Here is a 14,963-nt window from a genome sequence, read left to right as displayed (position 1 = left end):
GCACGCCCCCTCCACAGATAGAAAAACCAGATCGAGATCGAAGAGATGCAATTCCCGGAATCCTGGCTGCGCGAGTTCTGCAACCCGCCCCTCGACAGCGCCGCACTGGCCGAAACGCTCACCATGGGTGGCTTCGAGGTCGAAGAGCGCCGTCCGGTGGCCCCGCCTTTCACGCGCATCGTGGTCGGCGAAATCAAGGAAGCCGAGCAGCACCCGAATGCCGATCGCCTGCGCGTGTGCCAGGTCGACGTGGGGCAGGGCGCTTTACTGAACATCGTGTGCGGCGCGCCCAATGCGCGCGTCGGCATCAAGGTGCCGTGCGCCCTCGTCGGCGCCGAACTGCCGCCGGGTGAAGACGGCAAGCCCTTCCTCATCAAGCTGGGCAAGCTGCGCGGCGTCGAGAGCCAGGGCATGCTGTGCTCGGCGCGCGAGCTGAAGCTGAGCGAAGACCACGGCGGTCTGCTTGAACTCGACGCCGACGCGCCCCTCGGTGCCGACGTGCGCGACGTGCTCAAGCTCGACGACGCGCTGCTCACGCTCAAGCTCACGCCGAACCTGGCGCACGGCCTGAGCGTGTACGGTGTGGCGCGCGAACTCGCCGCACTCACCGGCGCACCGCTGAAGACGCCGGCCATCGCGGCCGTGGCCACGTCGTTCTCCGATGTGCTGCCCGTCAAGGTCGAGGCACCCGACCTGTGCGGCCGCTTCTCGGGTCGCATCGTGCGCGGCGTGAACACCAAGGTCGCCACGCCCGCGTGGATGGTCGAGCGCCTCGCGCGCTGCGGCCAGCGCAGCGTGACGCCGCTGGTCGACATCTCGAACTACGTGATGTTCGAGTACGGCCAGCCCAGCCACATCTTCGACCTCGACAAGATCCACGGCGGCCTCACGGTGCGCTGGGGCAAGGCGGGCGAACAGCTCAAGCTGCTCAACGGCACGACGATCACCGTCGACGAAAAGGTCGGCGTGATCGCCGACGACCGCGAAGTCGAATCGCTCGCCGGCATCATGGGCGGCGACGCCACCTCGGTGACCGACGACACGCGCAACATCTACGTCGAGGCCGCGTTCTGGTGGCCCGAGGCCGTGCAAGGCCGTTCGCGCCGCTTCAACTTCTCGACCGACGCCGGCCACCGCTACGAGCGCGGCGTTGACCCGAGCCGCACGGTGCAGATCATCGAGCGCATCACGCAACTGGTCATCGAGATCTGCGGCGGCGAAGCCGGCAAGATGGACGACCAGACGCTGCGCCTGCCCGAAGCCGCGCCCGTCACGCTGCGCGTGGCCCGCGCCGCACGTGTCATCGGCATGCCGCTGACGCAGGCGCAATGCGCCGATGCGCTCCACCGCCTCGGTTTCGCGATCACCGAAGGCGAAGGCACGCTGACAGTCACGCCGCCGCCGCACCGCTTCGACCTGCTGATCGAGGAAGACCTCATCGAAGAAGTGGCGCGCCTGATCGGCTTCAACAACCTGCCGACCACCGCGCCGCTCGCGCCCATCACTGCCCGCGTTCGTCCCGAAGCGCAGCGCAGCCGCTTCGCGGTGCGTCGCAGCGTTGCAGCGCTGGGTTACCAGGAAACCATCAACTTCAGCTTTGTCGAGGCGCATTGGGAGCAGGACCTGGCGGGCAACGCCAATCCGGTCAAGCTGCTGAACCCCATCGCCAGCCAGATGAGCGTGATGCGCTCGTCGCTGCTCGGTTCGCTGCTGCAGGTGCTCAAGTTCAACCTCGACCGCAAGGCACCGCGCGTGCGCGTGTTCGAGCTGGGCCGCGTGTTCCTGCGCGACGACAGCGTTGTCACCACCGACAGCACCGTGCGCGGCGTGAACCAGCCCATGCGCGTGGCCGGCCTGGCCTGGGGCGATGCCGAGGCGTCGCGCTGGGACGGCAAGCCGCAGCGTGTTGACTTCTACGACGTCAAGGGTGATGTCGAAGCGCTGCTCGCACCGCGCGTGCCGACCTTCGAAGCGGCCGAGCACCCCGCGTTGCACCCCGGTCGTTCGGCCCGTGTGCTGCTCGACGGCCAGGCCATCGGCTTCATCGGCGAACTGCATCCGCGCTGGCGCCAGAAGTGGGACTTCACCCAGGCGCCCGTGCTGTTCGAACTCGACCTCGACGCCGTCACGGCGCGGCCCGTGCCCGTGGCGCAGCCGGTGCCCAAGCACCAGGCCGTCGAACGCGACATCGCGGTGGTCGTGGCCGAAGCGGTGTCGCACGACGCGCTGATGCAGGCCATCCGCGCGGGCGCGTCCGCCTCGGGCCTGCTGCGCGATGCGACGCTGTTCGACATCTACCGTCCGCAGCCGTTGCGCGAAGGCGCCGTGGCGGCGCCGGGTGCGCTGGCACCGGGCGAGAAGAGCATGGCCGTGCGCCTGACCTTCCAGAGCGATGCCGCCACGCTGACGGACGAGCAGGTCGAACCCGCTGTCCGTGCAATCGTCGAACAACTGGGCGCCACCCTGGGCGGCCGCTTGAGAGGATGAAGATGAACGCCGCCGAATTCACGCTCGAAGCCCTCGAAACGCCGGCGCTCACCAAGGCGCACCTGGCCGACCTGCTGTTCGAGCAGATCGGCCTGAACAAGCGTGAATCGAAGGACATGGTGGAGGCGTTCTTCGAGCTCGTGGCCAGCAGCCTGATCGAAGGCACGGACGTGAAGATCTCGGGCTTCGGCAATTTCCAGATCCGCGTGAAGGCGCCGCGTCCCGGGCGCAACCCGCGCACCGGCGAAGCCATTCCGATCGGCGAACGCCGCGTGGCCACCTTCCATGCGAGCGCCAAGCTCAAGGAGCAGATCCAGGGCAGCATCGAGCCGCAGGGCGGCACTTCCGAAGTCGAGTGGAGCCTGGGCGCGGAATAGTGCTTGGTGCTGTGCGGCCGCGTAGAGTAATCTATGAGGTTTCCCGCGCACAGTCTTGATTTCAATGGAGAAAACGCTCCCGCCGATTCCCGTCAAACGCTACTTCACCATCGGTGAGGTCGGCGAACTCTGTGGCGTGAAGCCGCACGTGCTGCGCTATTGGGAGCAGGAGTTCACGCAGCTGCGCCCGATGAAGCGGCGCGGCAATCGTCGCTACTACCAGCACCACGAGGTGCTGATGATCCGCCGCATCCGCGACCTGCTCTACGACCAGGGCTTCACCATCAGCGGTGCGCGCAACAAGCTGCAGGAACTCACGCAGGGCGAGCGCGACCGTCGCAAGGCAGGTGAAGTGCCGCTCGAAGGCCTGGAGGCCATCGAGATCGGCCAGGAAGAATTCGATGCCGCCGTGCAGGACGAACCTGGGCCCGCCGCGGCCACGCAGACCGTCGACCTGTCGCAGTTGTTGCACCTTCGCCGCGAACTCTTTGAAATTCGTGAGCTGTTGACTGTCGGACACTGAATTTAGCCCGCTATAATCGAGAGCTTCGGTGTGTGGCGCAGCCTGGTAGCGCACTTGCATGGGGTGCAAGGGGTCGAAGGTTCGAATCCTTTCACACCGACCAAAATCAGTAGATAGATCAACGGGTTAGGGCCAAAAGCTCTGACCCGTTTTTCTTTGCGTCTGACAAATGAGGGGGTGTTCTGACAAACCAGCAGGTTTTCAGCCCTCTCCACGCCCCCCAATTGCGGATGGCAAGGGGGGTTCCGACAGGCACCTTGCGCCGGTACACGCGCTTCGTCACCTTGACGTCTTCGTGGTGCAGCAGCTCCTGCGCAGCAACGTCCGAGTCAGCGTCTGAGGCCGCCTTCGCACGCATGTCGTGGAACGTGATCTCCCGGGCCGCCAAGCCGAGCTTCGTGCGCACCACGCGCCATAGGCTCTTGAACGCTTCCTTGCCGTACGGGTTGCCCTGCTTCGTGATGAACAGGTAGTCGCTGGGCAGACTGGCCGCGCCCCCGCGGTTCTTCTTTCGCAGCTCGAGCGCGCGTGTCAGCGCCCGCCAGAGGTCGGGCGTCATGGCGTAGGTCTTCGTCACGTGGCCCTTCTCGTTGCGCTTCTTCGTCACGCGCAGTTCGATGCGGTCTTCGTTGAAGTCGCCGATCCTGATGTCGAAGATCATGCCGGCCCGCGCGCCGGTCTGGGTGCTGATCTCGAGCATGCACTGCAGCACCGGACTCGCCGCTTCGTAGATCTGGCCGTAGCGCTGGTCGCTGACGTACTGGTCGCGTGGTGTTTCCGGCAAGTACTCGATCCCCCCGCACGGGTTGAAGGTGGTCAGGCCCCAGCGCACCCGCGCCAGGCGGAACATGCGCGACAGCAGCTGGATGTCCTTGTTTGCGGACGAGCCGCGCGCACGGTTGGCGTGCAGGTGCTGCGTGATGGTCACCGCGCTCAGGTAGCCCGGCAGCAGGGCCTGCAGTTCGGTCTTCGGGTAGCGCTTCGTGCGAAACGCCTCACAGAAAGCTCAACGGTTGCCGCCGTTGGGCTTTCGCCGTTTCTGGGTTCAATTGGTGGTCGCGGGTGCCAGCACCTCCTGGAGGATGGACTCGTGGTAGCTGTGAACGGCACCGAAACGCGCGTCGCTCACGTCACCGATGACCATGCCCTTTTCACGCGACAGTGCAGCGCACTTCCGCCCAAGCGTGGCCGCGGTACGCACATCGAGTTGCCGCCCTATGAGGTTTGAATAGCCCATCACCGTGAAATGCTTGTTCTCGGGCTGCGTGCGTGCCTCGATCACGGCGACGTTCTCCTGCAGGCGCGCGAGCTCGGTGGCTTGTCGGGCCTGCTCCTGCTCGAGCGCATCCTGACGGACCAAAGCATCGATCAGCGCGGCGGTGCGTGCGTCGCGGACCGCCGGGACCGCCGCAGACTTCACGCGGCGCTCGCACTCCAGGAAGTACTCCCGTACCTCACGGCCCTTGGTCGTACCCGAGAGCATGCCGATGTGCTTGCCGGCCTCGACGGTGAAGTGGTACTCGGTGCTCCACTTCGCGCCGCTGGCGAGCTGCTCCCCCTTCTGGGTGAGCAGCACGAAATCGCGGTTCTCTTCGAAGTGAGCGCGCTTGATCTGCGCCTTTGCCCAAGACGTGTAGTCCTTGCCCACGCCGAGTTCGCGATGCAAGTCGCGGCCGTTGATAGTGGGAGTGAGCTCGTCACCGACCTGGCGCGAGTTGATGGCGATGTTGATGGTCACGGCTAGGCGCCCAGCGCTCCGCCGACGGTGTCCCGTCATGATCGTGTTCATGGTCGATCTCCCTGCTTAAAGGGACGCGATCAGCTTGTCGATGTCAGAGGCTCGCCAGGCACTCGTGCGCGGGCTGAGCTTGATGGCCGCGGGGTAGCGGCCATCCTTGACGCCCTTCCACCAGGACGCCCGGCCGACCGGGACTTTGGTGAGGACATCAGGGAGGCGCAGCAGCTTGTCGGCTGGTGGAGTGGGATCGCTGTCACAGGTCATGGGCGCTTTCAGTTCGAAGCCAAAAAATCCCCGGACCCGGTTAAACTTTTCTTCGTCTCCGCAGACGGGTGCCAGTTCTCTCGGGTTCGGGTGCTCAAGAGGGCCGCTTGTGTTCCATCACTCGCGGCCCTTGCCTTTTGGACGCCGGTAATGCTGTTTAGGTAACCAGTAGTCCAAATCGGTGCTGAGAATGCTAACGCGCGAAAACCGCAGCGTGTGTGGACAAGGTTGTTAATAAGCAGTGAACTTCCGGTGCAGCGCGCAGGGAAAGTCCTTTGTCCGTGGATAACCACCGTAGATCTGCAAGCCCTTGAGCGAGAGCGTGGTGCTGATGCGGCGGGCCCGCTTGCGGATGCAATCGCAACTTCATTGCTGTCCTTGTTGGCGATCTTGAACGTCGAGATCCTTGATGTCGAAGTCGTCGTTGTCGTCGCCGATCCGAACCTTGTAGCCTTGCTCGCCCAGCACAGGCCGTAGACCGTCACGGTTATCTCCCCAGTGGTTTCGCCCGCGTTGCATCTGATGTGCTGCGGTATGCGGGGAATATCGCGGTTTCCTGCGGCGAGCTGAATCCAGCGCGCTGGGACGCCTTACGCGCTCCCAGCAGAGCCTACGGTCTGCCAGCAGACTGCAGTTTTTTCCATTCCCCAATCCAGCCGCGAGCAGTACGGAATTTGACCGGCACCAGCTTTCCCGCAATCGCCTCAGCGGCAGAGTCCATGCTCTTGAACTCAGACATGTTGGAGTCGCACCAATTCATCACGAGGGCTTTCATGGCACGGTTCTCCGCATGTGCAGCATGTGCTCCAGCACGGGCGAAATCGGACGCTGCCTGCTTGTGGCCGACGTTTGAGTGAAACCCTTGAAGGATCCCCAGCCAGCGGGCTGCATCGACGGCATAGGACCACGCCTCAGCAGATCGCTTCTTTGCCTTCATCGCCTGCACCGCGTATGCGCATGCCGTCAGCACAAGTCCAATTTTCATGACGGCATTCCTGCCATCCGGGGTGATCGGCTCTCGCCCCATCCAGTCGGGCATCGTCTCGATTTCCACAAGCTGCGCTGCCTGGTCATACCCCGATGTGTTTTCGTCGTCCCACATCGGCTTGAAGATTTCTTGGATGAAGTCTCTGCCTTCGAACCAGCCATCCCACATATCTATCAATGTGCCCAGCGTGGCGCCAGCTTCAGCGATCGGATTAGTAGTGAATCGCTGCAGTTCTCTAGCTTCTGGTTCGTTGGTCATAGCGGGGTGGAATCAATCACACCCGTGATATTGCCATCAACACGAGGGAAGGGGGAGCGCGACTTCTTTCCTGCGGCGGGCTCCGGGGCTCTGAGAGCCCGCGTCTGCTGGGATCTACCCTAACCCAAAAACTCCCGGAATCCCTTAGGACTCATGCACAATTTGATGCAAACGTGTTAATTCGCGGCGGCGTTCGGCGATTCAGCTAATCTATCGGTGGGAAAGTAATATGAAACTTAAACGTGCAAAGATAAAAAACTTCAGATCGATTGAAGACCTGACAATAGAGTTCAACCATGGCTGTGTGGTTCTTGTTGGGATTAATGAAGCCGGTAAATCGAACATCTTGCGAGCGCTTCAGTTTCTCGATTTAAGCGTGCCAATCACGACTGCTGATTTGAGGGTGGAGCGGCAAAATGAAGAGGCTGTGTCTAAGGGGTTTGTTGAGTTTCATTTCAACCTCGAAGAAGATGAAATTGAAGCGATATTCAAAAAGTTGGCGAATTTCTTTTATGGCCCATGCTTGGATGCCGCGATTGTCAAGAGTGCGGATGGAGATCTTACGCTCCGAGAGTACTGCTCTCGTGTTTCGACTGCCTCTCATGAGGCTTGGCTACATACAGGCAGTCGGCACACATTAACTTGGTCGAATTCTGATGATTATTCGGTTATTCCCGGGTGGTTCAGGAATGATTCAAGCTTTCTCCAAATTGAACTTAATGTTGGCACGGTGAATGTCCCCCCGGCATTGGTGGCATACAGTCCGAAGAATGCGAGCAATGCGAATCTCGCCCATCTGTCAATTGAGCAGCTTGATGCGCTAGTTTCCCCTCTCATTACTAAGCGAGTGGATGCGGCACTTCCTAAATGTATTTTTTGGAAATACGGTGAAAATTATTTGCTGCCTTCGCATGTAAAAATTGCCGAATTTTCTGACGATCCGAGTTGCTGCATACCCATGCGAAGCATGTTTGAGTTGGCAGGAATAAAAAGCGCCGATATTGGATCGACGATCGAGGCCGTAAGATCTCAATCGCATTATCGATATACCAAGCTGCTTAAAAGAGTTTCTAATGCGGCGACACAGCATGTGCGTAGCCTATGGCATGACTATAAGAGCATTCGGATTGATCTGACGCCTGATGGTGAATTGATTGTCCCCCTTGTAACTGACCATGAAGTACAACTTGATATGGCGAGTCGCAGCGACGGCTTCAAGCGATTTGTGAGCTTTCTGTTGATGATTTCGGCACGCGTTCGAACGGAGGAGATTAAGGGTGTATTGATTTTGGTGGACGAGCCGGAAATTGCATTGCACCCAAGTGGCGCCAAAAGCCTGGCTAAAGAACTGATTAAAATTGGTGCCGCAAATACCGTTGTTTATTCAACCCATTCAATTTTCATGATCGATAAGGAAAATGTCGGACGGCATTTAATTGTGGAGAAGAAAAAGGAAGTAACCACAGCGGTGGCGGCAGAAAAATCAAAAATGCAAGATGAGGAGGTTCTTTATGCTGCAATTGGGTATTCAATCTTTGAGAGTTTGAAGCTGCATAATGTAATATTTGAAGGGTGGCGAGATAAGGAGATATTTCGGGTTGCGCTGGAGGATCTGCAAAAACGCGATGACTCTTTTCGAGAAAAAACGAAAAATTTGGGTGCAGTGTTTGCAGAGGGTGTAAAAGACATAAAGCATGTTTCTCGGATACTTGAGTTGGCGTCGAGAAAGTGTTTAATAATAAGTGATTCAGACAAGCCTGCCCTTGAAAAGAAAAAAGATTATGAGGATGCGCGCGCGTGGGGCGAATGGGTCACCCTCAAAGACATTCTTGGAGAAGGCTTTGAGAGCGGCGAAGATCTTTTTTCCTTGGTGGCTTTGATTCGAAGAGCAAATGAGTTTGCTGATTCGGTTGGAGGGCTCCCTCACTTGGCCCTCGAAGAATTTGCTCCAAAGCAATCTCGATGGCCAATAATTCAGAATTGGATTGTTAAATCGAATTTAAAGGGGGTTAAGCCCGATCAGCAATTGCATAATTTTAAAAACTATCTTTATCGAGATCTCGCGCGTGGTGATCTTTGCGACGAGGTTGACCAGCTCGCTCAATATGTAGCGGAGTACGATTTCGGATAGTTCGCGATTCGGCGGAGGCGACGATGAACTATCGAATCACGCTCGAAAAACCCGTGTTCAAGCTTTTCGGAGATCCGCGCTAGAAAAGCGTATGCCTGAACCTCGCAGCCGTCGCCACCCTCTGTTTCTTCGGCTGACCAAGCCGATCGATCCGATCTACCCCGACGTGGTGACGCCCGTGGCCTGGGACGATGACGAGGCGCTGGAAGAGGTGGAGGGCGTGGTCTATATCGTCACGAGGCAGTGCGCTCGGATGCGAACCTAGGCGCGGCAGCTACGTGCGCTGCACCAGGCCGACGAGACGCACGAGACGGAGGAAGGCATCAGCCCACTCAGCGCCGCACCGCTGCGGGAGGCGAATCTGCGGGGGCTCGGGACCAGCCTCGACCTTTATTCGGAGCACGGCGGCGAGCTTCTCTCGGCGAGGTCCGCAGTGCGCGCATACTTGACCACGGACCCTTCCGCGAGTTGTGGGCGAAGTTTCAAGGGCATGTGCCGCGCGGCTTGCACCATCCGATTCATCAGGGCGTGCCTGTCCTTGCACGTGTCATTTGCGCCAGGGTCGCACTGGTCAAGGCTCTCACCCCGATGCGCATCGCGGACTCATCGACGGTGAACAACGGCGAATGATTTGTCGGGCCAGCGCGATCGGGGTACGGCGAGGCGTTCAAAATCCAGAACACCACCGGAACGCCCGTGCCGCCGAAGGCGCCAAAGTCTTCCGATCCCATTGACGGCAAGATCTCCGTGACCTTGTCTTTTCCTGCTGCAGCCTTCAATGCATCGACGAGCGTCATCGTGGTCGGCGCATCGTTGACAAGCACGCCGTAGCCCCCACCGGTATCGATGCGCACATTGGCCTTGACGCCGTAGCTGGCCGCGATGTGCTCGGCTTTCATGCGAATCTGCTCGTGGGCGACCTTCTGGTTCTGCGCCGACAGCGCGCGTACCGTGCCCGAGAGTTCTGCGGTCTCGGGCAGGATGTTGAAGCGGTTGCCACTTTGCAGCATGCCCACCGTCACCACGGTGGCGCCTCCATCGATCGTCGGGTTGGTGCGGTGGCTGACGATGTTCTGCAAGCCCAGGGCAATTTCCGCCGCCGCCAACATGGGAGAGTTGGCCGCCCATGGCGCGGCACCGTGCCCACCAGCGCCGTTGAGCTTGATGTTGAACACGTCGATGCTGGCCAGCATGGCACCAGGTCGATAGGAGATGGAGCCCTTGGGCGCTTGTGCGCCGATGTGCTGGCCCAACACGACATCGACCTTGGGATTGTCCAGAGCGCCGGCCTTGACCATTGCCAGCGCGCCGCTGGGGTTTTCGGCGCCGGGGCCGATCTCTTCGGCCGGTTGGAACAGGAAGACCACCGTGCCGGGCAGATCCTCTCGCATGGCCGAAAGGGCTTGAGCCGCGCCCAGCAACATGGCTACGTGTGTGTCGTGGCCGCAGACATGCGACACCGAAACTTCCTGGCCACGCCACAGAGCCTTGGCCGTTGAACGGAACGGCAGGTCGTTGCGCTCCTCGACAGGCAGGGCGTCCATGTCGGCGCGCAACGCAACCACCGGGCCGGGCTTGCCGCCACGCAATACGGCCTTGATGCCAGTCTTGGCAATGCCGGTCTGGACTTCGACACCTGGGATCTTGCCCAATGCGGCAGCAATGTACTTGGCCGTCTCGACTTCTGCGTACGCAAGTTCTGGATGCTGATGGAGATGACGACGCCATGCGATGACGTCGGGCTCGGCTGCATCGGACAAGGCGAGCGCGCGTTCAAGCAAGGGCTGCGGTGTCGCCGCGGAAGCGATGGCCATTTGAATGGCGATTGCCGCTGCACACAGGAGTGGTTTCAGGACGTTCACGATGTCGTTTTTCCTTCTGATGGATGTGAGGTTGTGAAATCTTGCGAAGATGAAGCTGCGTTTCGTCCCCGTGCAGCGCCGGTGGCCAGCTGACATCCAGCTTCCGAGGGCGGTTCACTGTAGGTGGACACCTCTCGGACGTTCCTCCCGAAACTACAAAGCACCTTTTCATCCCTTGATGCATGCCGCCGAGCCCGCGCTCCTAAACTGAGGAAAGCCATCTCGGCACCCCATTCAGGAGACATCGCCATGCAATCCCGGAAGCGCCTCGGCGGCTTTCTGCTCGGCCTCGTCCTCGCCGTCGGCACGGCGCAGGCCCAGCAACCCCTTCGCATCGTCGTGCCCTTTGCGGCCGGCGGCGGCACCGACCAGTACGCGCGGCTGCTGGCCGCTGAACTCACCAAGCGCGGCACCCAGACCATCGTCGACAACAAGCCAGGCGCCAGCGGCATCGTGGCCGCCGACAACGTCGCGCGCTCCAAGCCCGATGGCACCACCGTGCTCATGAGCTCGCTGAGCATTCTGGCCAGCAACACCGTGATGTACGAGAAGCTGCCTTACGACCCGGTGAAGAGCTTCGCGCCAGTCACGCAGATCGCCTACCAGCCGACCATCATCGTGGGGCGCGCGGACCTGCCTTACAAGAGCATCAAGGAAATGGTGGCCTATGCCAAGGCCCATCCGGACAAGATCAACCGCGGCTCGCCGGGAGCCTCCATCCTGACCAACCTGGCGCCGCTGGCCTTCGAGGGCATGGCCGGCATTCGCACGACGCACATTCCGTTCAATGGCGATTCGCCCGGCTTGCAGGCGCTGCTGGGCAGCCAGATCGACATCCAGGGGACCTCCATCACCGGGCCGCTGCAGCACGTCAAGGCGGGCAAGATGCGCGTGCTGGGCGTCATGGACGCCAAGCGCCTGCCCCAGGTGCCCGATGCGCCCACGTTCAAGGAGCAGGGCTACGACATCGAGGCACTGCTGTGGTACGCGCTGTCCGCGCCGGCCGCCACGCCCACGGACACCATCGACAAGCTCAATCGCGCCGTCAACCAGGTGCTGGTCGATCCGGACTTCATCGCGCGCTCCCAGGCGATCGGCATGGAGCCGCGAGGCGGAACGCCGCAGGCGCTGGCCGCCTATGTGAAGGCCGAGACCGAGCGCTGGGTTCCATTGCTTCAGCGCCTGGATCTGCCCAAGCAGGGGCATTGAATGCGTCCGTTGTTCGATGACACGGTGGCCTTGGTCAGCGGGGCGAGCCAGGGCATCGGCTTCGCCATTGCGACCCGCCTGCTGGAGGCCGGCTGTCGCGTCGCGTTGACCGACATCGACGCCGACAAAACGCGCGAGGCCGCCGCGCGCACGGGCCATGCGGCGGACCGCGTGCGCCCGTACGCGCTGGACGTGCGCGACGCCGCGCAATGCGAGGCCGTGGTCGCCGACCTGCAGCAAGCCTGGGGCCCCGTGGGCGTGCTCGTGAACAACGCGGGCGTCGGCGGCCGCAGCGCGGCGTTCGAGGCGCAGTCGCTCTCGGATGACATCGACCACGTGATGGCGGTGAACGTCAAGGGCGTGCTCAACCTCACCGTGGCCTGCACCGAAGGCCTGCGCAAGACGCGGGGCACCATCGTCAATGTGGCGTCCATCACCTCGCTCGTGGCGACCTCGGCCCACATGGCCTATGGCGCGTCGAAGGGGGCGGTCGGTCAGCTCACGAAATTCCTGGCGCGCGACTTCGGTCCGCATGGCGTGCGCGTCAATGCCGTCGCACCCGGGCTGGTCATGACGCCGATGACCGCCCACATCGCGGACGACGCGGAGCGTCGCGAGCGGATGGTGCGCCGCACGTTCCTGCGCCGCGTGGGCGACCCGCAGGACATCGCGGGCCCCGTGGTGTTCCTGGCCTCGGAGCAGGCGCGCTACGTCACCGGAACCATCCTGCCGGTCGACGGCGGCTACACCGCCAACTGATGGAGGCCGCGCGGCTGCGCCGTGCGCGGTCGTCCGGCGATCGCCCGGGCGAACAGGCGAACCGCATCGAAGACAAGACCCGAGAACCATCGAATGAACCCAACTTTCATGCAACCCCTTGCAGGCGTGCGCGTGCTGGACCTGTCACGCGTCATGGCCGGCCCTCTGTGCGGCATGGCGCTGGCCGACCTGGGCGCCGACGTGATCAAGGTCGAACATCCTGAACGCGGCGACGACACGCGCGACTGGGGCGTGCGCATCGGCAGCCACAACACGTCCTACTTCAACAGCTGCAACCGCAACAAGCGCTCCATCTGCGTGGACCTGCAGGACAAGGAAGGCCAGGACATCGTGCGCCAGCTCGCCGCGCAGTGCGACGTGGTCATCCAGAACTTCAAGTACGGCGGCGCGCAGAAGATGGGACTGGGCTACGACGACCTGCGCAAGCTCAACCCGAAGCTCATCTACTGCTCGATCTCCGGCTACTCGGTGCTGAGCCAGGAAAAAGCGCGGCCGGGCTACGACCTCGTGATCCAGGGCGAGACGGGCCTGATGGCCATGAATGGCGAAGAAGGCCAGGGCCCGCTGAAGTTCGGCATTGCCGCGGTCGACATGTTCACCGGCATGTACTCAGCCCAGGCCATCCTGGCCGTGCTCTACGAACGCACGCGCACCGGCGAGGGCCGCCACATCCAGATGTCGCTGTACGACAGCGGGATGATGATCACCTCGTACTACGGGCTCACCGCCTGGCTCAACAAGGGCGACCCCGCCAAGTTCGGCAACTCGCACCCGTCGATCGTGCCCTACGGCGTGTTCGAGGCCGCGGACGGTCCGGTGGTGATCGCGGTCGGCAACAACGGCCAGTTCAGGAAGTTCTGCGACGAAGTGATTTTTTGCCCCGAGCTGCCGGTCGATCCGAAGTTCGCCACCAACACCGAACGCTCGAAGCACCGGCACGAGTTGCTGCCGCTGCTGCTCGCGAAGATCGGGCAGTTCTCGCGCGCCGATCTCATCGCACGCATGAACACGGCGGGCATTCCCTGCGGGGAGGTGCTCGGTCTCTACGACGCGCTGCAGTCCGACCGCACGGCGCAGACACAGGTCTGGCACCGCTTCGAAGACACGCAGGCGGGGCCGCAGGCCGTGCACGCGCCGCCCTACATCATCGACGGCGCACGCGCGGGCGTGCGCCACCACCCGCCGCACCTGGGGGAGCACACGGCCGAAGTGCTGCGTGAGCTGCTCGACATGGGCGACGGCCAACTTGATTCCCTGAGCCAAAGAAGCGTCATCAAATGAACGAACACCGCATGCGCGAAACCGAACCAGCCGCCCCGCGCCGGCTCCTGCTGAAGTCGTGCCTCGCGGCCGGCGCAGCGCCCTGGCTGGCGTCGCTGTCCGCCGGCGCCAACGCGGCGAGCCGCTGGCCCGAAAAAACCGTTCGCATGGTCGTGGCCTTTCCGGCCGGCGGCCCGACCGATGCGACCGCGCGCCTGGTCGCGCAGAAGCTGGCCAGCGCGCTCGGCCAGCCTGTCATCGTGGACAACCGTCCCGGCGCCTCGGGGTCCATCGGCACCACGTCGCTGATCAAGTCGGCGCCCGACGGCTACACGGTGTCGATGTTCGGCATGCCCGCGCTGGTGGCACCGATCGTCTACAGGAACAACCAGTACGACGTGCGCAAGGACTTCACCTGCGTGGCGTCGGTCTACGATTTGCCGCTGGTCTTGATGATCAACCCGCTGGTGCTGCCGGGCGTGAACGATCTCAAGGGCTTCATCGCGGCCGCCAAGGCGCAGCCGGTCAATTACTCCACCGCGGGGTCGGGGAGCATCGGCCACCTGGCGATGGAGCAGCTCAAGGACATGGGCGGCTTTCCCATGCAGCACGTGGGCTACAAGGGCAGTGCGCCGGCCATCACCGATCTGCTGGGTGGGCAGATCGGCGCCATGTTCGTCGACCTGGTCGCGGCCATGCCGCACATCCGCAGCGGACGCCTCAAGGCGCTGGCGCTCGGCTCCGCCGATGCCCGGGCCTTCCTGCCCGAGGTGCCGTCCATCGCGCAGCAAGGCTTCGCTGGCTTCAATGTGAGCAGCTGGAGCGGCCTGATCGTGCCGAACGGCACGCCGGCCGGCGTGGTGACCCGGCTCGACTCGGAACTGCGCCGCATCCTGGCCGAAGCGGACACGAAGCGCGGGCTCGAAAACATCGGCGCGCTCAGCGCCTACCAGCCGCCCGAAGTCATGAAGCGGCGAATGGCCAGCGAGTTCGAGCGCTGGAACAAGGTGGCGTCGGAGAAGGACATCTCGATCTGATTTGGGGTTGGCACCCTCGGGTGCCGACGCCCTCGCAACAACGCCCCGG

General features: G+C 62.3%; 15 protein-coding genes and 1 tRNA gene. 10 read left to right on the top strand and 6 right to left on the bottom strand.

What is annotated here, in order from left to right; all coding sequences use genetic code 11:
- Window positions 1-45: 45 nt before the first annotated feature.
- From pheT to VBO01S_RS09750, 4 genes are all read left to right on the top strand, one after another.
- On the top strand, window positions 46-2,487 hold the full coding sequence (pheT, locus tag VBO01S_RS09765; RefSeq protein WP_062473448.1) for a phenylalanine--tRNA ligase subunit beta: 2,442 nt from the start codon (window positions 46-48) through the stop codon (window positions 2,485-2,487).
- 2 nt (window positions 2,488-2,489) lie between these two features.
- Window positions 2,490-2,864 (top strand): integration host factor subunit alpha, encoded by a 375-nt coding sequence (locus tag VBO01S_RS09760; RefSeq protein ID WP_062473498.1) that lies wholly within the window; start codon window positions 2,490-2,492, stop codon window positions 2,862-2,864.
- A gap of 64 nt (window positions 2,865-2,928) precedes the next feature.
- Complete coding sequence (locus VBO01S_RS09755; RefSeq protein ID WP_062473446.1) at window positions 2,929-3,387, top strand: MerR family transcriptional regulator; 459 nt, start codon at window positions 2,929-2,931, stop codon at window positions 3,385-3,387.
- A gap of 26 nt (window positions 3,388-3,413) precedes the next feature.
- Window positions 3,414-3,490, top strand: a tRNA-Pro gene (locus tag VBO01S_RS09750).
- A 15-nt stretch (window positions 3,491-3,505) separates the two neighbouring features.
- On the opposite strand, the gene VBO01S_RS09745 is transcribed toward VBO01S_RS09750, so the two are convergent.
- The 5 genes from VBO01S_RS09745 to VBO01S_RS09730 form a co-directional block, all read right to left on the bottom strand.
- Entirely contained in the window at window positions 3,506-4,315 is an 810-nt protein-coding gene (locus VBO01S_RS09745; RefSeq protein ID WP_062473445.1) for a site-specific integrase, read from the bottom strand.
- Between the two features lie 117 nt (window positions 4,316-4,432).
- Complete coding sequence (locus VBO01S_RS09740) at window positions 4,433-5,176, bottom strand: antA/AntB antirepressor family protein (RefSeq protein WP_082818064.1); 744 nt, start codon at window positions 5,174-5,176, stop codon at window positions 4,433-4,435.
- Between the two features lie 15 nt (window positions 5,177-5,191).
- Window positions 5,192-5,389 (bottom strand): helix-turn-helix transcriptional regulator, encoded by a 198-nt coding sequence (locus VBO01S_RS09735; protein WP_062473441.1) that lies wholly within the window; start codon window positions 5,387-5,389, stop codon window positions 5,192-5,194.
- Window positions 5,390-5,755: 366 nt separating this feature from the next.
- Window positions 5,756-5,908 (bottom strand): hypothetical protein, encoded by a 153-nt coding sequence (locus VBO01S_RS32350; protein ID WP_157627332.1) that lies wholly within the window; start codon window positions 5,906-5,908, stop codon window positions 5,756-5,758.
- Window positions 5,909-5,999: 91 nt separating this feature from the next.
- On the bottom strand, window positions 6,000-6,635 hold the full coding sequence (locus tag VBO01S_RS09730; protein WP_157627331.1) for a hypothetical protein: 636 nt from the start codon (window positions 6,633-6,635) through the stop codon (window positions 6,000-6,002).
- A 229-nt stretch (window positions 6,636-6,864) separates the two neighbouring features.
- On the opposite strand from VBO01S_RS09730, the gene VBO01S_RS31720 reads away from it, so the two are divergent.
- Together VBO01S_RS31720 and VBO01S_RS32345 are read left to right on the top strand one after the other, a co-directional pair.
- On the top strand, window positions 6,865-8,766 hold the full coding sequence (locus tag VBO01S_RS31720; protein ID WP_082818063.1) for an ATP-dependent nuclease: 1,902 nt from the start codon (window positions 6,865-6,867) through the stop codon (window positions 8,764-8,766).
- Window positions 8,767-8,857: 91 nt separating this feature from the next.
- Entirely contained in the window at window positions 8,858-9,031 is a 174-nt protein-coding gene (locus tag VBO01S_RS32345) for a hypothetical protein (protein WP_157627330.1), read from the top strand.
- A gap of 256 nt (window positions 9,032-9,287) precedes the next feature.
- Here the strand turns inward: VBO01S_RS32345 and VBO01S_RS09725 are convergent, their stop codons facing one another.
- Window positions 9,288-10,628 (bottom strand): M20 metallopeptidase family protein, encoded by a 1,341-nt coding sequence (locus tag VBO01S_RS09725; RefSeq protein WP_082818062.1) that lies wholly within the window; start codon window positions 10,626-10,628, stop codon window positions 9,288-9,290.
- Window positions 10,629-10,877: 249 nt separating this feature from the next.
- Between VBO01S_RS09725 and VBO01S_RS09720 the strand changes: the two genes are divergently transcribed.
- From VBO01S_RS09720 to VBO01S_RS09705, 4 genes are all read left to right on the top strand, one after another.
- The gene (locus VBO01S_RS09720) at window positions 10,878-11,837 is read left to right on the top strand and encodes a Bug family tripartite tricarboxylate transporter substrate binding protein (RefSeq protein WP_062473435.1); all 960 of its coding nucleotides are present in this window, start codon (window positions 10,878-10,880) and stop codon (window positions 11,835-11,837) included.
- A complete protein-coding gene (locus VBO01S_RS09715; protein WP_082818061.1) occupies window positions 11,838-12,596 on the top strand; it encodes an SDR family NAD(P)-dependent oxidoreductase in 759 nt (252 codons plus the stop codon).
- Window positions 12,597-12,704: 108 nt separating this feature from the next.
- Entirely contained in the window at window positions 12,705-13,898 is a 1,194-nt protein-coding gene (locus VBO01S_RS09710) for a CaiB/BaiF CoA transferase family protein (protein WP_370680705.1), read from the top strand.
- Complete coding sequence (locus tag VBO01S_RS09705) at window positions 13,895-14,914, top strand: Bug family tripartite tricarboxylate transporter substrate binding protein (protein WP_255221087.1); 1,020 nt, start codon at window positions 13,895-13,897, stop codon at window positions 14,912-14,914. The genes VBO01S_RS09710 and VBO01S_RS09705 overlap by 4 nt, the downstream gene beginning before the upstream one ends.
- Window positions 14,915-14,963: the final 49 nt, after the last annotated feature.

This window comes from Variovorax boronicumulans NBRC 103145 (genome assembly GCF_001591345.1).
GTDB classification, from domain to species: domain Bacteria; phylum Pseudomonadota; class Gammaproteobacteria; order Burkholderiales; family Burkholderiaceae_C; genus Variovorax; species Variovorax boronicumulans.
This window is presented reverse-complemented; position numbering and strand designations above follow the sequence as displayed.